Origin of the sequence: Mannheimia granulomatis (assembly GCF_013377255.1) — a bacterium.
GTDB classification, from domain to species: Bacteria; Pseudomonadota; Gammaproteobacteria; order Enterobacterales; family Pasteurellaceae; genus Mannheimia; species Mannheimia granulomatis.
Genome location: NZ_CP016614.1, coordinates 1,758,428 through 1,778,896, shown reverse-complemented (window position 1 = coordinate 1,778,896; position 20,469 = coordinate 1,758,428). Strand labels below are relative to the sequence as shown.

18 protein-coding genes are annotated in these 20,469 nt (G+C 40.4%); 5 read left to right on the top strand and 13 right to left on the bottom strand.

The genetic code is table 11. The annotated features are described in order from the left end of the window. Nucleotides 1-23: 23 nt before the first annotated feature. Nucleotides 24-1,316 carry an AmpG family muropeptide MFS transporter gene (locus A6B41_RS08205; protein ID WP_027074122.1) on the bottom strand — a complete coding sequence of 431 codons (1,293 nt, stop codon included), beginning with the start codon at nucleotides 1,314-1,316 and terminating at the stop codon, nucleotides 24-26. Nucleotides 1,317-1,476: 160 nt separating this feature from the next. On the opposite strand from A6B41_RS08205, the gene metH reads away from it, so the two are divergent. The 3 genes from metH to A6B41_RS08190 are packed head-to-tail and all read left to right on the top strand — an operon-like array spanning nucleotide 1,477 to nucleotide 6,708. Next, nucleotides 1,477-5,187: a methionine synthase gene (gene metH, locus A6B41_RS08200; protein WP_027074123.1), complete on the top strand. Its 3,711-nt coding sequence runs from the start codon at nucleotides 1,477-1,479 to the stop codon at nucleotides 5,185-5,187. A gap of 53 nt (nucleotides 5,188-5,240) precedes the next feature. Beyond that, entirely contained in the window at nucleotides 5,241-5,858 is a 618-nt protein-coding gene (locus tag A6B41_RS08195; protein WP_027074124.1) for a hypothetical protein, read from the top strand. Between the two features lie 16 nt (nucleotides 5,859-5,874). Further along, the gene (locus A6B41_RS08190; RefSeq protein ID WP_027074125.1) at nucleotides 5,875-6,708 is read left to right on the top strand and encodes a restriction endonuclease; all 834 of its coding nucleotides are present in this window, start codon (nucleotides 5,875-5,877) and stop codon (nucleotides 6,706-6,708) included. A 139-nt stretch (nucleotides 6,709-6,847) separates the two neighbouring features. On the opposite strand, the gene A6B41_RS08185 is transcribed toward A6B41_RS08190, so the two are convergent. Together A6B41_RS08185 and A6B41_RS08180 are read right to left on the bottom strand one after the other, a co-directional pair. Next, the gene (locus A6B41_RS08185; RefSeq protein ID WP_027074126.1) at nucleotides 6,848-7,090 is read right to left on the bottom strand and encodes a hypothetical protein; all 243 of its coding nucleotides are present in this window, start codon (nucleotides 7,088-7,090) and stop codon (nucleotides 6,848-6,850) included. 240 nt (nucleotides 7,091-7,330) lie between these two features. After that, nucleotides 7,331-9,496: an SEC-C metal-binding domain-containing protein gene (locus A6B41_RS08180; RefSeq protein WP_237052465.1), complete on the bottom strand. Its 2,166-nt coding sequence runs from the start codon at nucleotides 9,494-9,496 to the stop codon at nucleotides 7,331-7,333. A 113-nt stretch (nucleotides 9,497-9,609) separates the two neighbouring features. On the opposite strand from A6B41_RS08180, the gene A6B41_RS08175 reads away from it, so the two are divergent. After that, the gene (locus tag A6B41_RS08175) at nucleotides 9,610-9,753 is read left to right on the top strand and encodes a hypothetical protein (RefSeq protein ID WP_156930217.1); all 144 of its coding nucleotides are present in this window, start codon (nucleotides 9,610-9,612) and stop codon (nucleotides 9,751-9,753) included. A gap of 90 nt (nucleotides 9,754-9,843) precedes the next feature. Here A6B41_RS08175 and A6B41_RS08170 read toward each other — a convergent pair whose 3' ends face one another. The 3 genes from A6B41_RS08170 to oppB are packed head-to-tail and all read right to left on the bottom strand — an operon-like array spanning nucleotide 9,844 to nucleotide 13,293. Beyond that, nucleotides 9,844-11,439 (bottom strand): ABC transporter ATP-binding protein, encoded by a 1,596-nt coding sequence (locus tag A6B41_RS08170; protein ID WP_027074128.1) that lies wholly within the window; start codon nucleotides 11,437-11,439, stop codon nucleotides 9,844-9,846. A gap of 9 nt (nucleotides 11,440-11,448) precedes the next feature. Then, nucleotides 11,449-12,348, bottom strand: a complete 900-nt coding sequence (gene oppC / locus A6B41_RS08165) for an oligopeptide ABC transporter permease OppC (protein ID WP_027074129.1) — start codon at nucleotides 12,346-12,348, stop codon at nucleotides 11,449-11,451. A 21-nt stretch (nucleotides 12,349-12,369) separates the two neighbouring features. Further along, on the bottom strand, nucleotides 12,370-13,293 hold the full coding sequence (gene oppB, locus A6B41_RS08160; protein WP_027074130.1) for an oligopeptide ABC transporter permease OppB: 924 nt from the start codon (nucleotides 13,291-13,293) through the stop codon (nucleotides 12,370-12,372). Nucleotides 13,294-13,585: 292 nt separating this feature from the next. Between oppB and A6B41_RS08155 the strand changes: the two genes are divergently transcribed. Then, nucleotides 13,586-14,692: an MBL fold metallo-hydrolase gene (locus tag A6B41_RS08155; RefSeq protein WP_027074131.1), complete on the top strand. Its 1,107-nt coding sequence runs from the start codon at nucleotides 13,586-13,588 to the stop codon at nucleotides 14,690-14,692. An 89-nt stretch (nucleotides 14,693-14,781) separates the two neighbouring features. On the opposite strand, the gene ruvB is transcribed toward A6B41_RS08155, so the two are convergent. The 7 genes from ruvB to pilQ all read right to left on the bottom strand — a co-directional run bounded on the left by ruvB (nucleotide 14,782) and on the right by pilQ (nucleotide 20,464). After that, the gene (gene ruvB, locus A6B41_RS08150; RefSeq protein WP_027074132.1) at nucleotides 14,782-15,786 is read right to left on the bottom strand and encodes a Holliday junction branch migration DNA helicase RuvB; all 1,005 of its coding nucleotides are present in this window, start codon (nucleotides 15,784-15,786) and stop codon (nucleotides 14,782-14,784) included. Between the two features lie 10 nt (nucleotides 15,787-15,796). Then, complete coding sequence (ruvA, locus tag A6B41_RS08145) at nucleotides 15,797-16,402, bottom strand: Holliday junction branch migration protein RuvA (RefSeq protein WP_027074133.1); 606 nt, start codon at nucleotides 16,400-16,402, stop codon at nucleotides 15,797-15,799. A gap of 110 nt (nucleotides 16,403-16,512) precedes the next feature. Further along, nucleotides 16,513-17,139: a LysE family transporter gene (locus A6B41_RS08140; protein ID WP_027074134.1), complete on the bottom strand. Its 627-nt coding sequence runs from the start codon at nucleotides 17,137-17,139 to the stop codon at nucleotides 16,513-16,515. 7 nt (nucleotides 17,140-17,146) lie between these two features. Then, complete coding sequence (locus tag A6B41_RS08135; RefSeq protein WP_027074135.1) at nucleotides 17,147-17,620, bottom strand: phosphatidylglycerophosphatase A family protein; 474 nt, start codon at nucleotides 17,618-17,620, stop codon at nucleotides 17,147-17,149. A 5-nt stretch (nucleotides 17,621-17,625) separates the two neighbouring features. Continuing rightward, complete coding sequence (gene thiL / locus A6B41_RS08130) at nucleotides 17,626-18,606, bottom strand: thiamine-phosphate kinase (RefSeq protein WP_027074136.1); 981 nt, start codon at nucleotides 18,604-18,606, stop codon at nucleotides 17,626-17,628. A gap of 63 nt (nucleotides 18,607-18,669) precedes the next feature. Beyond that, entirely contained in the window at nucleotides 18,670-19,083 is a 414-nt protein-coding gene (gene nusB, locus A6B41_RS08125; protein WP_027074137.1) for a transcription antitermination factor NusB, read from the bottom strand. A gap of 76 nt (nucleotides 19,084-19,159) precedes the next feature. Further along, nucleotides 19,160-20,464: a type IV pilus secretin PilQ gene (gene pilQ, locus A6B41_RS08120; RefSeq protein WP_027074138.1), complete on the bottom strand. Its 1,305-nt coding sequence runs from the start codon at nucleotides 20,462-20,464 to the stop codon at nucleotides 19,160-19,162. Nucleotides 20,465-20,469 lie beyond the last annotated feature (5 nt).

Below are 20,469 nucleotides of genomic sequence, written 5' to 3'. Positions count from 1 at the left end.
AGTAAATCTGATCGCTTGTTGCATTAATTTGCTTGCAACTTTTCTTGATTCCACGGCGCGATTTTAAACAGCATTAACATCCCCGGAATACCGATAAAAAAGCAGAACCAGAAGAATTGATAGTAGCCCATCATTTCCACCAAATGCCCTGTGTAGGCGCCTAACATTTTGCTAGGTAGGGCTGCAAGGCTTGTAAAAATTGCTAACTGCATTGCAGTATAGGCCGGGTTGGTTTCACGAGCCATATAGGCAACAAAGGCTGCGGTGCCAAGTCCTACACCTAAATATTCACCTGCCATTACCAAGCCTAATCGCCACAGCTCAGCAGCACCAATACTCTCGGTCGGGAAATGGCCGAAGCTGGAAAGGTAAGCAAATCCTAAAATGGTGATTAATTGCACAAAGCCAAACAACCACAAGGCGCGGTTTACGCCTAATTTCAGCATAGCAATACCGCCGATAATACCCCCGCCAATGCTACACCAAAGGGAGGTCATTTTGACAATGCCGGCAATGTGCGACTTAGTAAAGCCCATATCCAAAATAAATTTAGTTTGCAGGGTAGTCGCTAAAGAATCGCCCAATTTATAGAGAAAAATAAACAAGATTAAGCCAATTGCACCCATGACACCTTTACGGGTGAAAAACTCTTTAAATGGATCGACAAACGCCATATAAAACGGCTTAGAACGATCAATCGGATTGTGCTGAGGCTCTTTGGCAATCAGCGTAATCAGCAAGCAAGGCAGCATAAAACTGGCGGTGATGAAAAATACCATATCCCAATCAAAATGATCCGCTAAAAAGAGTGATAATCCACCGGGAATCAAGCCTGCGATGCGATAAGCATTAACATGGATAGAATTTCCTAATCCTAGCTCGTTATCACTTAGAATTTCACGCCGAAAAGCATCCACTACAATATCTTGTGAAGCAGATAAAAATGCCAATGCAACAGAAAGCGTAACAACAATCGAAATATCTTGTACCGGATCAAACAATCCAAAGCTGGCTAAAATTACCAACAAGCCTATTTGTGAAATGAAAATCCAACTACGACGTCTGCCTAAAAATGGCGGAAAATAGCGATCTAATAAGGCCGCCCAAAGAAACTTCCACGTGTAGGGCAAAGAGGTAAGGGTGAAAGCTGCAATCGTTTTAATATCAAGATTAGCACTGGTTAGCCAAGCGGGCATTAATTGAATTAATACAAACAGCGGTAAGCCTGAACAAAAGCCGGTATAGACACAAAGCAGCATATTTTTGGTGAAAATTTGCTTCCAAATAGAGGGCTGGGGCAGAGTACTAGCGGTCATATTTTTCCTATATTTTGCAAATTGGACAGTGAGCAAAATATAACACAATTTAAAATGCTTCCCCAACCCTTTTCATTGAGATATAGATAGGGTTTGACAGCTTATGAACATCTTCCTATTATTTCGTTAATCTTTAGCTTTGGAAATAAAAAAAATGAATATGCAACATAACAGTGATTTACTACAAAAGTCCCTTGCTGAGAGAATCTTAATTCTTGATGGTGCAATGGGGACGATGATCCAACAATATAAATTAACTGAGGCAGATTTTAGAGGTGAGCGATTTAAAGACAGCCTAATTGATCTCAAAGGCAATAATGACTTACTCACCCTAACCCAGCCGCTGCTGATTTTAGCCATTCACGAAAAATATCTTGCCGCCGGTGCGGATATTATCGAAACCAATACGTTCAGTGCCACCACCATTGCACAGGCGGATTACGACCTACAAGCGGTCGCTTATGAGCTAAATTTTGCGGGGGCGAAGCTGGCACGCACGGCGGCAGATAAATTCTCCACGCCTGACAAGCCTCGTTTTGTTGCCGGGATTTTAGGCCCGACCAACCGCACTTGTTCGATTTCGCCTGACGTAAACGACCCCGGCTTCCGTAACATTACCTTTATGCAGTTGGTGGAAGCCTATGCGGAGGCGACCCGAGGCTTGATTGAGGGCGGGGCGGATCTGATTATGATCGAAACCATTTTCGACACCCTCAACGCCAAAGCCGCTGTGTTTGCGATTGAACAGGTGTTTGACGAGCTGGACGTGAAATTGCCAATTATGATCTCCGGCACGATTACCGATGCTTCCGGGCGTACCCTTTCGGGGCAAACTACCGAGGCGTTTTACAACTCGCTCCGCCACGCCAAACCGCTCTCTTTCGGTTTGAACTGTGCATTGGGCCCGAAAGAGCTGCGTCCGTATGTGGAGCAGATGTCGAAAATCAGCGAAACCTTTGTCTCCGTTCACCCGAACGCCGGCTTGCCGAATGCCTTTGGTGGCTACGATCTCGGTGCAGAAGAGATGGCAGGCTACATTAAAGAGTGGGCGGAACTCGGCTGGCTCAACATCGTGGGCGGCTGTTGCGGCACAACTCCTGAACATATCAAGGCGTTTGCCGAAGTCACAAAAGGCGTGAAGCCTCGTGCCTTGCCGGAAATCAAAACCGCAATGCGTTTATCGGGCTTAGAACCGCTGACGATTGATGAAAATTCGCTGTTTGTGAATGTGGGCGAACGCAATAACGTGACCGGCTCGGCGAAATTTAAAAAGCTGATTAAAGAAGAAAAATTTGCGGAAGCGATTGAAATTGCGATCAATCAGGTCGAAAACGGCGCGCAAGTGATTGACGTGAATATGGACGAGGCGTTGCTCGATGCCAAAAAATGTATGACCCGCTTCCTCAACATTCTTGCCACCGAGCCGGAAGCGGCAAAAGTGCCGATTATGATCGACTCCTCCAAATGGGAGGTGATCGAGGCAGGCTTGCAGACCGTGCAAGGCAAACCGATTGTGAACTCCATTTCGCTTAAAGAGGGCGAGGAGAAATTTATTCAGCAAGCCAAACTCTGCCGCCGTTATGGGGCAGCGGTGGTCGTGATGGCATTTGACGAGGTGGGGCAAGCAGACACAGAAGATCGCAAGGTGGAAATCTGTACCCGAGCCTACCGCATTTTAGTCGATCAGCTCGACTTCCCGCCGGAAGACATTATTTTCGACCCGAACATTTTTGCGATTGCCACGGGGATTGAAGAACACAACAACTACGGTGTCGATTTTATCCAAGCCTGTGAGCGGATTAAGCGAGACCTGCCCCACGCCAAAATTTCGGGCGGGGTGTCGAACGTCTCGTTCTCGTTCCGTGGCAACAATGTGGTGCGGGAGGCCATTCACGCCGTCTTCCTCTATTATGCGATCAAAGCCGGTATGGATATGGGGATCGTCAATGCAGGGCAACTGGCGATTTATGACGATCTCGACCCTGAACTGCGTGAGGCGATTGAAGATGCAGTGCTAAACCGCCGAGCGGATTCCACCGACCGCTTGCTGGAAATCTCAGAAAAATACCGTGGTGTGAAAGTCGAAAGTGCGGACGGAAGTAGCCAAGAATGGCGTAACTTACCGGTGGAAGAACGGCTGAAACACGCCCTCGTCAAAGGCATTACCAACTACATCGTGGAAGATACCGAAGAGGCTCGCCAAAAATTTGCCTCGCCATTAGAGGTGATCGAAGGCCCTCTTATGGCGGGAATGGACGTGGTCGGCGACCTGTTCGGCGACGGTAAAATGTTCCTACCGCAGGTGGTGAAATCCGCCCGTGTGATGAAACAATCCGTTGCCTATTTAGAGCCGTATATCAATGCGACCAAACAGAAAGGCTCGTCCAACGGCAAACTGGTGATTGCGACCGTGAAAGGTGACGTGCATGACATCGGCAAAAACATCGTGAGCGTGGTGCTGCAATGTAATAACTTTGAAGTGATCGACTTAGGTGTCATGGTGCCGGCGGATGTGATTATCGAAACGGCGATCCGTGAAAAAGCCGATCTGATCGGGTTAAGCGGCTTAATCACGCCATCTTTGGACGAAATGGAGTATTTTTTAAGCGAAATGAACCGCTTGCAGCTCAATATTCCGGTGCTGATCGGCGGGGCAACCACCTCCAAAGAACACACGGCGATCAAGCTCTACCCGAAATACAACTACCCTGTGGTCTATACCGCCAACGCTTCTCGTGCGGTAACGGTCTGTGCCACGCTGATGAACCCTGAACTCAAAGCCGAATTTTGGGAAAAAACCAAAGCGGAATACGAAGAAATTCAACGCAAATTTGCGGTGCGAAAACCGCAACGAAACGGCTTATCGATTATCGATGCCCGAGCTAACCGCTTTGACGGTTTCAGCGGCGAATGGGCAAACTACACGCCGCCAACGCCAAAGCAGACCGGTATTATCGAATACAAAAACGTGCCAATTGCCACTCTCCGCCAGTTTATCGACTGGTCACCGTTCTTTATGCTCTGGGGATTGATGGGTGGCTATCCCGATGCCTTTGACTACCCTGAGGGCGGCGAAGAGGCTCGCCGAGTCTATAACGATGCCCAACGGGTACTGGACGAATTTGAGCAAAACGGTAAGCTCAACCCAAGCGGCATTATGGGGATTTTCCCTGCCGTGCGTGAGGGCGATGATATTGCTATTTTTAACGAAAATCGCACCGCTTGTATCGGCAAATCTTACCACCTCCGCCAACAATCGGAGCGTGGCAAAAACAGCAAAAGCCCGTACAACCTCTGCCTGAGCGACTTTATCTCCGACCGTGAAAGCGGCAAACAAGACTGGTTCGGTATGTTCGCCGTCTGTGCCGGCATTGAAGAACACGACTTGGTGGAAGGCTACAAAGCGGCGGGCGATGACTACAACGCCATTCTGCTCCAAGCGGTCGGCGACCGTTTAGCCGAAGCAATGGCGGAATACTTGCACTATGAACTGCGTACCAAAGTGTGGGGCTACACCGTGGAAGATGAAGACAACGGACGCTTAATCCGTGAAGAATATCAAGGCATCCGCCCCGCTCCCGGCTACCCAAGCTGCCCGGAACACACGGAGAAACAGATTATTTGGGACTTGTTAGAGGTGGAACAACGCATCGGTATGAAACTCACCGAAAGCTACGCCATGTGGCCCGCCGCCTCCGTCTGCGGCTGGTACTTCACCCACCCAGCGAGCAACTACTTCACACTCGGCAAAATTGATGAAGATCAGGTGTTGGATTATGCCAAACGCAAAGGTTGGGACGAACTGACTGCGAAGAAATGGTTGAGTGTGGCGATGAAACAGGATGTGAAGTCGCAGGTGGAAAACATATAATGTAGTGGCGGGTTTTAACTCTCCAGTTTCAAATTGTACTTTAAGGAGTGAATATGACAATATTACCTAATGTATATGATAAATTATTTCCCTTAGGGGATTTCGATAACATCAAAGATTATTTTGAATATTTTATCTTTGAAAAAAACACAAGTTTCATTGATGATAAATTGTATAATTCTGTAGAGAGAAAAAAGTGGTTAAAACATTATCCTAGTATAGAGCAATATCCAAATCTTATCTCATATATTCAAGATGAAAATTCGGTCTCATTATCCTTAATATCAGAGGAACTATCAGAAACCAAATTATACTTACCACTTGGTGAGACCATATTCCATTCTGGGAGCTTACCAAATGGAATAGATTTATCAATAGGAGAGAGTTTTTCTCTAAAAGAGGTATTTTCATCAACATTAGACCCTTATATTGCTAATGTTCATGATGGTGATGATGATATTTATTGGCTTATAACAATAAAGGACGACAGTATTCGCTGTTTCCCCGTGCCAGACGAATATGGTGAAATGGAGATAATAATTTTAGATTCACCTAGAGCAGAAATTATAGGAATAGAGAAGAGAAAAAGAGCAAGAAATTGGAATGGATACGACTCTATTTATGACAATGAAGAAAAAACTATAATTTACATCGATTTATATAAACAATAACAAAGGTGCTTGTAAGATGAAAAACACAGGAAAAGAATATGAAAACTTTGTAGGAGATGTTCAGCAAATACTCTTAAATATGGATGGTTATGAAACTATAAAAGTAGAACAAAACAAAATATTATATGATCGCTCTGGTAATCCAAGACAGTTTGATGTTTATTGGGAGTTCAAAGTTGGTGGACATTTATATAAAAATGTAATTGAATGTAAAGATTACAAATCTCCTATATCAATCGAAAAAATAGATGCATTCACTTCTAAAATTTCTGATATACCAGGACTAAAAGGTATTTTTGCAACCAAAAGATCTTATCAAAAGGGAGCAAAAAAGAAAGCAGAATTCAATAACATTAGTATATTGACGATTAGAAAACCTGAAAATAATGATTGGACATTAGATGATGGAACTCCTCTTGTTCGAGAAATCGTTATCAATTCTATATGCCATATACCTTGTCGTATTTTAGAGTTTACACCGAAATGCAGTGAAACTCCAAACGATGAAATAGAATTCAATGCATTAGAAGATGAAATATTCATTATTGATGGAAATCACAGAACATCTTTATATGAAATAAAAAATAAATTACCCTGTGGGCTAAATAAAGATATTGAAGAATATATTACTCTTGATAATGGACTTATAGAGATAAAAGGAAAAACTTTCAAAGCTGATGGATATTTCATTAAATATCGCTCTTTTCAAAATATTGTTAATGAATTCTCAATAAACGCAATGGATTATACAAAAGCTTATCTTGAAGATCACTTAAACGGTTCAAGAAAATTGATTAAAAATGACGGTGAAACTATATCTTTAAATAGCCTCGAAACTGACTCAGAATAGACTAATTTTACTAACCTATAGATACTCATCTCAGACGAGTATCTTACTATATTTATAGCACCCGTCAAAGATTAATCACAAGCGGTCCCTTTTCCAAAAAACTTTGCAAATTTCCCCGCAAAATCGACCGCTTGTCCTTTTACCCATTCACTACAACCAACTTCCTCACCACCCCACTCAAAATCGGTTCAACAATCTGTTCAGGTAAATGTTGTGTTGGGATGCTATGTAATTGTGATGAAGCCGTAACAATCTCCTGCAATATCTCTTCCACAGCCTGCTTTGATAAACCGGCTAATTTTGCTGTATGAAAAATATGCCGAAGTTGGATTTTATCCCAAAGATAATGCTTATTTTGCTCGCCGTGCCACGCCATCGCCATTTTAACTTTCTGTTTTTGCAAACCTTTCGGGCTAACTAGCGGAAGTGATAAAAAATCAAAAAAGGGTATTGTAGAAACGAGCGGATTAAGTGGGTATTGTGGTTTTCCACATATCAGGGGGAAGTTTGATTTGGGTCAAGGGGAGGGGGCAAGCGGTCAAAGTGCGGTGGGGATTTGCAAAGTTTTGGAGGAATTTGACCGCTAGTAAAAAATGTTATTAGAGCAGGAATCATAAATAGATTATAAGCCAATACAACATTTTTTATATTTTTTACCACTACCACATGGGCACATATCATTACGTCCTATTTTATTTTTATACCCTGATATATGAGAAGAGGAAATAGCTTTTCTAGAGAATGGAAAAATACCACATATTTTATCCATTTCATCAGACTGTTCCCACTTATATGTCTTATTAATTCCGAATCTTAGATCAGCCTTATCAATATCTACAGCAATCCCAAACCAACGATCTGCTTTGTATTTATACTTACGTATTTCACAATGATTATCTAGAGATTGTATTGCAATATCATTTGGTGAGTTAGTACAATGAATAATAAGTCCAATAGAATGATTTTCATCAAATGTTAAAACAAGATTATGTTCTTTTCTATCAATTATACTTTTACGATGGATAATATCAAAACTTTCGTTTAATGTTTTTACCGTATCTTCATTTACCATCAATAACTCTAACCCTAAATCAATTAAATTAGAGTCAGAATTTCTCTCAATATCTTTAATTAATTTTTCGAAAAAAGTCCCTTTATATTTAGTCAGTATTCCATCAACATCATATTGGTTAGAGAGTCCATTTCTCCTAGATTCCATAGCTAAATCAAGATCTACTCCTAAATCGTCACCTAAATGCATAAGAGTAAAATTATCTTGCAGGTATAAATTTTGTTTTAAATGATATGAGAGTATAGTAAGTTCATGATTGGCTAGGAATTTATCAGTATACATTGCTCTACGGTGAATATAGCTTAAGAAGTATAAAGGTGTACATAACATTTCACAAATAACATCTAAAGCAAATATATCAATAACAAATGCAGGTTTAATAATATTATGAACTGTCTGGTTTAAAAAATTTCTAGCTTGAGTTGCTAAAGCAGGATAGTGATCTGAAACAACGGAAAATGGATAAATTTCTGCAAAATCTCGATTAATTTTTAATTTATTTCCTGTTGGAAGAATTAATCTTGTTTTAGAGTCTAATAGGAAAATTCCACATTCTACTGCTTGATCGTATGATAATTGTATAGCCTTCTGAAAATCATCTTGCAGTGCATCATCATTTCCCTGACGAGCGAGTATAGTAAGTTTTTTAGCCTTAGCTTGTAAAATAATTGCTCTATTACCAAAAGTAACAAGTACATCAATTTCACCTAATTTATTACTATTTGTATCTTGTATTTCTACATTTTTGAATACATTATTATTTCCAAAAACAGATTTTAGACGCTCATAAGAAAAATCTTCAGTGAATTGCCCCCTATGTTCCATTGCTATATTTTGATAATTTTTATCCTTGTTAAACCAAAAGAATGGTGTTTCATAAACAGCTTCAGTCAAACTATAGTGTTGAAATAATATAAATTTTCCATTTTCTAATAATAGAATAGGGTAGGCATTAGTAGAGTTAAACGCTCCAAAGCTATTAAATAATGACATGTCTTCATAATTTGATAGACTAAAAGATTTAATGATATCCTCAACTATTTCCTTATCTATTCCAGTGTTAATTGAAATTTCTTTTATAGAGAATGTATAACCATCCAATATAGTCCATAAATAAGGATGTTTAAATTGTAACGATTGTATAGTATTACTAAGTTTTTCTGGAGCAATTTTCTCTAGAGCTATAATTACTTGATGTAACTGATCTACTGAATATCTTTTATTTTCTAAAAACCAATTATTATCATAGCTATATTTAATTTTAGAAAAGTCTCTATATTGAAAGCTATATGCAGACTCACCACCATAAAAGATAACCTCTCTTAACATCTTACCTGATTTTAAGAATGACTTTAATTTTTCAAGGGAATTTAATTTATTTCTATCTGCATATGTGATAGATAAGTGTAATTCTTTGAGTAATTCCTCGGTTTTATTGATAAGCGCTTCAAATTTTGGAGGTATAGGAATTTCTAGTGAAATTTTTTCCTTACACATTAATCCAATTAATAATGAAATCTCCGTTCTTAATAAACGATTTGGCTCATATTGTCCTAACATTTCTTCTCTAGTAACGTTATTTTGAGCAGATTGAATAGTATTGTCTCTATAACAAAAATATGCGATTACGTGAGCATAACCAGGTTGTTTACATAGTTTCTCTAGATCTTTAAAAATAATTTTCTCATCTCTAATATTATTTAATGAATTCATCATTACCTCACTTTAGCTAGATATTTTGATTGGGCTATAAAATAACGCAAGACTTTGCAAAATTCATATGCAATCAACCGCTTGCGTGAGCATAATTATGCTCAAAAAATTAAAAAATGAAACGCCTATTTCTCTTCCTTCTATTCCTCTCTCACACCACTTGGGCAGAAACCTACCTTAACTTGGCGTATGCTATCAGCTCTATCGAAAAAGAAGGCGTTGTAGGTGGAGAGCTTAGCGGGCTTAGTATAGAAAATTAGTGATTTGCAAAAAATTTAGAAAATATTACCGCTTGTAAGTATTTCATAAAGAAAAACCTTACCGTTTTGAGTTTCGGTAAGGTTTTGTTTTTATAGATTAGAGGCTGCAATTAACCGCTTGGTGTAGTCTTGTTGCGGGTTGTCGAAGATTTGCTTCACATCGCCACTTTCGACAATTTCGCCTTGGCTCATTACAATCACTCGGTCGCTTAAGGCATGAATTACGGCAAGATCGTGGCTGATGAAAATATAGCTTAAGCCGTATTTTTTCTGTAAGCGGTTGAGTAGTTCAATCACAGTAATTTGGGTTGAACGGTCAAGGGCTGAGGTCGGTTCGTCCAGCAACACAAATTTTGGCTCTAAAATAATGGCTCTGGCAATGGCAATACGTTGACGTTGTCCGCCGGAAAATTCGTGTGGGTAGCGGTTTATCATAGCAGGATTCAGGTTTACTTCCTCCAAAATCTTCATCGCTTTTTCACGTCGTTCTGCTTTACTCATTTGCGGATAATGCACGGTTAAGCCTTCGGTGATAATTTCACCGACGGTCAAGCGTGGTGAAAGTGAGTTGAACGGATCTTGGAATACCATTTGCATATCTTTTTTCAACGCTTGGTGCTCAGCTTTGCCAAGTTTGTTGATGGTTTTATCGGCAAAGGTGAGATTGCCTCGGTAGTCCAAAATTTGCATAATTGCACGCCCAAGGGTTGATTTGCCTGAGCCGGATTCACCTACAATCCCTAAAGTTTCGCCTGTTTTGAGGTGAAGTGAAATCTCTTTTAACGCATTAAATACTTTTTTCGGTTTGCCGAAAAGTGAGCGTTTTAAAATATAGTCCACCTCAATGTTTTCAGCCTTGATTAGCGTTGGCGTATCTGCCGGCAACTCACCCTTTAAGTTACTCGGAATTGGCGTTAATAGTTCAATAGTGTAAGGGTGCTGTGGGTTGGTAAAGACTTGCTCGGTTTCGCCACGTTCGATAATTTCGCCGTTTTGCATCACGCAAACAAAGTCACTGTATTTATGCACAAGGCGTAAATCGTGGGAAATGAGGATAATCGCCATGCCCATTTCACTTTGTAAGTCGTGCATTAAGTCCAAAATTTCCGCTTGGGTGGTTACGTCTAAGGCGGTAGTTGGCTCATCGGCAATGAGTAAATCGGGCTTATTGATAATTGCCATGGCAATCATAATACGCTGGAGTTGGCCACCCGAAAATTCGTGCGGGTAGCATGCCATTTTCTTTTCGGCATCGGGAATTTTCACCTTTTGCAAGGTTTCTAACACTAATTTTTGAGCTTCAGTTTTGGTTAACTTTTCATTATGGGTTAAAATTGCCTCGGCAACTTGTTCCCCGATTGGCATATAAGGGTTGAGCGAGGTCATCGGTTCTTGGAAAATCATTCCGATACGGTCGCCACGGATTGCTTGCATTGCTTTTTCCGAAAGAGTGAGTAGGTTTTGTTCTTCAAACACAATGCTTGATTTGTCGCCAAACTTCACGATGTTTTTCGGTAAAAGCTGCATAATTGCCATTGAAGTGACTGATTTGCCCGAGCCAGATTCACCTACAATTGCCAAAGTTTGCCCTTTTTCAATTGAAAAAGAGACATTACGTACTGCGTGAACTAATTCTTCGTCCGTTTTTAAATAGACATCAAGGTTGTTTACTTCTAATAATTTCATTCTAAACCTCTATTTATCTTTTGGATCGAGTGCATCACGCAAACCATCACCAATAAAGTTAAAGCAAAATAACGTTAAGCATAAGAAAAAGGCCGGGAAGGCAAGCAACCACGGGTAGGTTTCCATTTGTGCTGCACCATCACTTAGCAATGCGCCCCAGCTACTCATTGGTTCTTGTGTACCTAAGCCTAAGAAGCTTAAAAAGGATTCAAACAGAATTAAAGCAGGCACCTCAAGTGAAGCGTAAACGACTACTAAACCTAATACATTTGGCACGATGTGTCGCCAGATAATTTGACGGCGGGAGACGCCGCAAACAATGGCTGCTTCAACAAACTCTTTATTTTTTAATGCAAGGGTTTGTCCTCGAACAATTCGGGCAAGGTTAAGCCAAGCGACCATTCCGATTGCGATAAAAATCAAGAAAATATTTTGTCCGAAGAAAGTCACCAGCAAAATCACAAAGAACATAAATGGGAATGATCCTAATATTTCTAAAAAACGCATCATTACCATATCAACTTTGCCACCTAAATAGCCGGAAATTGCCCCGTAAATGGTGCCGATAATCACCGCAATTAAGGCACCGGCAATGCCAACCATTAAAGAAATGCGTCCACCAATAGCAACTCGCACTAATAAATCACGCCCTGCGGAATCAGTGCCAAAATAGTGCTGTGAAGCAAAATCAGGGGCATTTCCCATCATATTCCAGTCAGTATCTTCATAGCTAAACGGCATTAGCATAGGGGCAAAGGTAATAAAAAGTAAGACACAACATAAAATAATGAGGCTTGCTACAGCTGCTTTATTACGAAAAAAGCGACGGCGTGCATCTTGCCATAAACTTCTGCCTTCCAAGGTTGCAGTAACATCAACAAGCGGTTGATTTTTATTAGAATTTTGCATATTCCGCTCCCACTCCTTAAATTAAGAATAACGAATTTTCGGATCGATTACCGCGTATAAAATATCGACAATCGCATTAAATAAAATAGTTAAGGTACCGACTAAAATCGTCAAGCTCAGCACCAGTGAATAATCACGGTTTAACGCACCGTTTACAAAAAGCTGCCCGATGCCCGGTAAGCCGAACACGCTTTCAATCACCATTGAGCCGGTAATAATGCCGACAAATGCAGGACCTAAATAGGTAATCACAGGCAGCAGGGCAGGGCGTAAGGCGTGTTTGAAAATAATTTTACCCATAGGTAATCCTTTAGCTTTAGCCGTGCGGATAAAATTCGAGTGCAGCACCTCAATCATTGAACCTCGGGTAATACGGGCAATGCCTGCAACATAGCTGATGGTTAAAGAAAGCACCGGCAGCACCATATAATAAAGCTGCCCACCGTTCCAACCACCGGCAGGCAGCCATTTGAGATAAATCGCAAAAAACAGTACAAGCAGAGGGGCAAATACGAAACTCGGCATAATAATACCCGTCATTGAAAAGCCCATGACCAAATAATCCCACCTACTATTTTGTTTAAGTGCAGCAATAGTGCCGGCAGTTAAGCCGATAGTTACCGCAAAAATAAAAGAGATAATGCCAAGTTTTAAAGATACCGGAAAAGCAGAAGCAATTAGATTGTTCACCGATTGATCTTTATATTTAAATGAAGGGCCGAAATCACCTTTAGACAGATTTTCCATATAAATGAAATATTGTTTATAAAGCGGTTCGTTAAGATGATATTTGGCTTCAATATTTGCCATAACTTCCGGTGGGTAAGCTTTTTCGGTTGTGAACGGGCTACCGGGGGCAAGCCGCATTAGGAAAAATGAAAAAGTAATCAGAATAAACAGGGTTGGAATTGCCTCAAGAAGACGTTTAAAAATAAATTTCAACATAGCGTTACTCTTTGTAGTTATAGAATATTTAATTAATAGCGTAAATTAAAAGTTTTGTAAATAGGGTAAGAGCGGGAGATTGTTTAAGTTCAAGATGCTAGGTTGCAAGCGGTTATTTTTTACTAAATCTTTGCACAGTTGCCTGCATTGAGCATCAAAACAGCTATTTGCAGGTAGTGTGAGCGTAGCGAGTACATTTCTGCTAGAATCAAATCACCTGAGTGTAAAATGGCTTTACAAGCGGTCATATTTTAACAAAGTTTTGCAAATTTACTTAGAAAGCAATAGAGGTATGATTTTTTCATTATTTAAATGGCTGGTTTATATTGCTATCACATTAGCTATTTTAGGTTTTTCTGTGCTAACTTTTAACCCCGTTTTCGGTGGTAAGCCTGATGCGGAAAGCTTAGCAAAAATAAAGGCTTCGCCCAATTATCGTGATAGGGGTTTTGTCAATTTAGAGGAAACCTTCATCCAGACAGGAAATGAACCTATTTCTTGGAAAGATTGGCTGTGGCATAAAATTACTCCGCCTAAAGAGCGATACCCCGCTAAACCTCTACCAACTATGCCGCTAGCCCTTGGACAGTTTAAAAACGGCAGTATGGCGTGGTTGGGGCATTCGAGCATGTTATTCCAAACCGACGGTAAGTTTTTCCTGACCGATCCGCTGTTTTATTCTGCTTCCCCTGTGTCTTTTATGGTGAAGCCATTTGCTATGGAACATACGCCAACGATTGAGGAACTTCCCGACCTTGATGCAGTATTGATTTCACATGATCACTACGATCATTTGGATTATTATGCCATTCAACAATTGGATAGCAAAACCAAGAAATTTATTGTGCCGCTTGGGGTAAAAGGGCATTTACAACGTTGGGGTATCGCAAGCGATAAAATTACTGAGCTGGATTGGGATGAATCGGCTAATGTGGAGAATGTGAAGGTAACCTTAGTACCGGCTCGCCATTTCAGCGGTCGTTCTATTACGGATCAAAATTCAACTTTATGGGGCGGATTTGTGGTGAAGTCGCCCGATATTTCTCTTTATTTCAGTGCAGACAGCGGCTATGGTAAGCACTATCGTGAACGCATTGCAAGATATGGACCCTTTGATTTTGTAATGATTGAAAATGGGGCTTATAATTCGAAATGGGATCAGATTCACGAATTTCCCGAACAAGCTGTTCAAGCCTTGCTTGATGTGAAAAGTACCAAAGCCATGCCAATTCATTGGGCGAAATTTAATTTGTCCGAACACCATTGGACGGATCCTATTGAGCGTTTTCTAGCAGCAGTTAGTCAGCACAATATTGATGTTGCTACCCCGAAAATCGGTGAAGTGTTTAATATTTTCGAGCCGTTACCAAAAGAAAAGTGGTGGGAAGCGGTAAAATAAAAGCTGAGATGAAGCAAAACAATCGGTCATTTTCACAAGATTTTTTGCAGATATTGGCAAATTTTCAAGAGAAAATGACCGCTTATGCATTAGTCAATTTTGGTAATGCCTAAGTGAGCATAGGTGCGGTTGGTGGCAATTCGCCCTCTTGGAGTGCGTTGCAGAAAGCCTTGTTGAATCAGATAAGGTTCCAGCACATCTTCAATGGTATCCCGTTCTTCACCAATGGCGGCGGCAAGGTTATCCACCCCTACAGGGCCACCGTCAAAACGTTCTACAATGGCTTGTAGCAGTTTGATATCCATAAAGTCAAATCCTTCGGAATCAACATCTAGCATGGTAAGCGCTTGTTTGGCAATCCCTGAGGTAATGATACCGTTATTGCGAACATCGGCATAGTCTCGCACTCGGCGAAGCAGGCGATTGGCAATGCGGGGGGTGCCACGAGAGCGACGAGCGACTTCATAAGCCCCGTCCGGTGATAAATTTAAATTTAAGCAATCGGCACTGCGTTTAACGATAGAAGTCAGATCGTCCACCGAGTAGAATTCTAATCTTTGTACAATGCCAAAACGATCCCTTAGAGGCGAGGTAAGCGAACCGGCGCGAGTAGTTGCGCCAATGAGAGTAAAAGGCGGTAAATCTAGCTTGATAGAACGTGCAGCCGGGCCTTCGCCAATCATAATATCAAGCTGATAATCTTCCATTGCCGGATAAAGTACTTCTTCAATTGCCGGCGAAAGACGGTGGATCTCATCAATAAACAGCACATCATAGGGTTCCAGATTTGTCAGCATTGCTGCCAGATCACCCGCTTTTTCCAACACGGGCCCAGAAGTGGTACGGATATTTACCCCCATTTCATTGGCAACGATATTAGCAAGAGTGGTTTTACCTAAACCCGGTGGACCGAAAATCAAGAGGTGATCGAGGGCTTCTTCTCGCAGTTTTGCGGCTTTAATAAAGATTTCCATTTGATCACGTACCGAAGGTTGACCAACATAGTCAGTGAGTAATTTCGGACGGATGGCTCTGTCTATCACTTCTTCCTCACGCTTCGGTGAGGCACTAATGATTCTATCTGCTTCAATCATAAATCTTTACTTATAATGAATTTTTTAACGCTTCACGAATGAGCTGTTCGCTACTCGCGCCGGCTTTGTTTACTTTCTTAATCATTTTTTCTGCGTCAGCCGGTTTGTAACCTAAAGCAATTAAGGCATCAAGGGCTTCATTTGCCGGATCCGGTACATGCGTTGCAACAATTTGATCATGAGATGTTTCCACAAAGAAATCTGTTTGTGCCATGCCTTTGAATTTGCCTTTTAATTCAACTAATAAACGTTCGGCGGTTTTTCGTCCAATACCCGGAATTTTAGTGAGTTTCGCCAATTCTTCATTTTCAATGGCGGTGGCAAATTGGGAAACAGACATTGCAGAGAGAATCGCAAGAGCGAGTTTAGGACCAACACCGTTAGTTTTGAGCAGCTCACGGAATAAGGTTCGGTCTTGTTTTTGGGCAAAGCCAAACAATAAGTGGGCATCTTCACGCACCACCAAATGAGTGAAAAGGCTGGTTTCTTCACCAACTGGTGGCAAGCTGTAAAAGCTTGTCATGGGGAGTAATAGTTCATAGCCAACCCCTTGTACATCAAGTAAGATTTCCGGTGGTTGTTTTTCAATAATGTTGCCGTGTAATCGTCCGATCATGTTTTTGTCCAAAAGTGAAATTTGCGATAGCATAGCAGAAACTGTATAAAATAACACTATTTTATTCTAGTTTGCTGTCGCAAATTTTCGTAAAAATTTAACCGCTTGATCTAATGTATTAGGTGGGTAATACCTTCATAAATCAGCATTAAACCAAATAAAATAAAGATGATACCTGACACATTATCAATATAGTGGCTGTATTTGGCGTAAAATTGTCTTATCGGCTTGCGTGAAAACAGTAAGGCGATAAGTGCAAAATAGAGAAAAGTAGTGAAAACAAATAAAAACAGCAACTCAAACATTTGTGAGGTTTGGCTAAATTTACCTAAATAAGCAGATACTACACTGGTGAAATAAACACCGGCTTTGGCATTAAAAATATTGATTAGTAAACCTTTTTTAATTTCTGTGCAACTGTTTAACGGTATGAGGTTAGATTTATCTTCAACGAAGGTGATATTTTCCCGCACTCGTACCATTTTTAAGCCGATATAGGCAAGATAGCAGCCACCCAATAACATAATGCAGTATTGAAACAGAGAACCAATGTTATTGCTCAGCCACGCTAAGCCAAAAATAGCAAATCCTGCCCAGAAAACAATCCCAAGAGAAATACCGATTGCAGCTAAAATACCGCTTTTAGTTGAATGGCTGGCAGATTGTCTGACTACATAGAAAAAATCGGGGCCGGGACTGGCAAGCCCTGCGAGATGGATAAATAAAATAGTAAGCATAAAATCTTTAAATAAAACAGTACAAAATATGCAGTGAAATGAGGGAGTAAATAGCCGCGAGAATATCGTCAAACATAATACCTAATCCGTTTTCGAGTTTTTCGTCAAAATATCGGATAGGGTAAGGCTTTACAATATCGAAAAATCGAAAACTAATGAAGGTAAAAAAGTAACCGAGCAAGTTATATTCCGGTAGGCAGCTAAACATCAGAAAAATGGCGACAATTTCGTCCCAAACAATTCTACCGTCATCGTGGATACCTAGATCTCGGCTGGTTTGAGTGCAAATATAGCACCCAAAAATAAATGAGATGAGCGTCAGTAGAACAAAAAATAACGGAGATTTGGTTAGATGCCATAATATAATTGCTACAATTAAGCCTGCAACTGTTCCCCAGGTGCCGGGGGCCGGTTTTAATAAGCCTGAGCCAAATCCGAATGCAAAAAAATGGATTGGATTTTTAAGATCGATAGATTTCATACAGTTTATTTTTTGAAGTGATCATAGCCGATATAGCTAGGCAGCGAGTAAGGCTCATTATGACGTAATAAAGTTAGTCCTTCTTTTGCAGAACGAATTTGCCCTATACAAGTATAATTTACCCCGATATTCGTTAATTCTTTTTCTAATTTTTGTTTATTGTCATTGGGTACGGTAAAGCAGAGTTCGTAATCTTCCCCACCGGTTAATGCAAAATGCTCCGCCTCTGAACGAGAGTAACGCTTGAGTAATTCTTCTGAAAGCGGGAGATCTTCCAGATTTACTACCGCACCACATTCGCTGCGTTTGAGAATATGGCTTAAATCAGATAAAAGCCCATCTGAAATATCAATGGCGGCATTTGCGATAGGGGCAATAGTTAAGCCAAGTAACACGCGAGGTATTGGGCGTAAATGGCGTTGGATTAAGTAGCTTTCTTCTGCATTCCAAGTTGGTGTTTCTTCGGTCTGGTTAAGGAGTAATTTTAAGCCGCCTGCGCTATCTCCAAGCGTGCCTGAGACATAGATCCAATCACCTACTTTTGCATTATGGCGAAATAGGCCTCTATCTTGTGGCACAATCCCTTGGGCTGTAATAGTTAGTGAGAGATGCCCCTGTGTGGTATCTCCTCCAATTAAATCGACGTTATAATGGTCCAGAATCTCAAAGAAATGTGTGCTAAATTCCGCCAGCCATTCGTGATTAATTTCCGGTAATGTGAGTGCTAAAGAGAACCACGCCGGTTCAGCCCCCATTGCAGCGAGGTCACTTAAATTGCTTGCAACACTCTTGTAAGCGAGATCAGCCGGTGAAATAGTCGGCAAAAAGTGTGTGCCACAGACAAGCGTATCTGTTGTAATCGCAAGCTGTTGGTTAGGCTTAAGGGAGGTTACTGCACAGTCATCACCGATAGAAAGTAATACATCTTTGCGAGGTGGACGTTGAGAGGCATTAAAGTAGCGTTCAATAATATCAAATTCACCCATAAAATTTCCTTGAGATTATTTATTATCAAAATCCCCAATTTTGTTACAAAATTGGGGAAGTGGCTATTTCTTTCCTAATGCTGGGGCTAATTTGTCTAAAATACCGTTAATGTATTTGTGGCTATCATCGGAACCAAATACTTTTGCAACCTCAATACCTTCATTAATAACTACACGGAAAGGTACATCATGCTCAAATTTTAATTCATAGCCGGATAAACGCAAAATAGAACGTTCAATTGGGTCGATATCGGCTTCATTACGATCTAAATAAGGACGTAATGCTTCATCAATGGCTTCAACATTATTGACAACACCACGGAAAAGTTTACGGAAGTAAGGCATATCAACGCCATTCATATCTTGATCGGTAACAAAGGCTAATTCGACCTCTTCAACTGTATTGTGAGAAATGTACCAAGAATAAATTGCTTGCACTGCACATTCTCTTGCACGGCGACGGGGAGAAACTTTCATAATACCTCTTAATTTCTAACAGCAAAAAATGACGGCTGATTCTATCACAATTCCCCTCTTTTTGCTTAAATTTATGCTATTTTAATTTTGAGGTGGTGATGGTTTTCTCACTAGATTGCAAAATATAAGGGGTAACGAAAATGACTAATTCCCGCTTGCTGATTTTATCTCGGGTTTGGCTAAACAGCCGTTTAATAAAGGGAATTGAGCCTAAAATTGGTACTTTATCTTCTCCTTTTTGGGTTAAATGTTGGAAAATACCACCTAAAACAATGGTTTCTCCGTGTTTGGCAAAGACTTGTGTATTCAATTCTTGTTTATCTATGGTAATTAAACCACTGCTACCGGATTGCGAATTAGGAGAATTTTGAGTCACAATCAGATCCAGTAAGATCTGATTGTGCGTGGAAAGGTGAGGGGTAACTTCCAGCCCTAATACGGCTTCTTTAAACTCAACATCAGTTGCTTCTGATTTTGTGTTATACATCACATAAGGAATTTCCGTACCTTGTTTGATACTGGCGGCTTTTTTATTGGTAGTGAGTAGGCGGGGGCTTGCAATAATTTCTACACTGTTTTCTTGCTCAAGTGCAGAAAGCTCCAAATCTAGTAGGCGACTATTAATTGAGGCAACTTGTAATACCGCAGAAGCTCCATTTGCTACCGGGAAATTAACATTTAAATTGTTAGCCACATTGTTCAAACCATTGCCTTCCAGCTTGCCGCCAAATTTATAATGATCCGGACTTGAGGAAAACATACCCCAGCGTACACCAAGCTCTTGTAGGTGTTCGCTGCTAATAGTTACAATTCTGGCCTCTATAGCAATTTGCTCAGTTGGATGATCGAGTGTTTTTACTAATTTTTCTATATTTCGTAACGACTTTTCGCTGTCTTTAATAATCAAACTATTACTTCTTTCATCAAAATGAATATAGCCGTTTTCCGATAGAAATGTACCACTACCTTTAGTTAAAGAGTCTATTATTTCAGAAGCTTTAGCATAATAAAGTTTGATCGTTTTCGTGATAAGTTTTGGTGGAGCAAGCGGTTGAATTTTCCCATTATTTTGCAAATGAGCGATTGGTGGCATACTTTCTAACTTATTTTCTTGTTTATTGATATAAGCAATATCATTCTCTTGCTTTAACGATAATTTATTGATTTTACTTATTGTTTTTAATATTTCATCAATAGATTTATTGTCTAAACGTAAGGTGGTTTTAGTGTCTATATTATCTTCCAATACAATATTTTTATCGGTTTCTTCTGCTAAATAGGTCAATATTGCAGGTGTTGGGGCATTTTTTAATGAAATAGATAATGTATTTGCTAAGACAAGAGAAGGAGTAAGCAATAATAATGAGAGAATTTTGGACATATAAA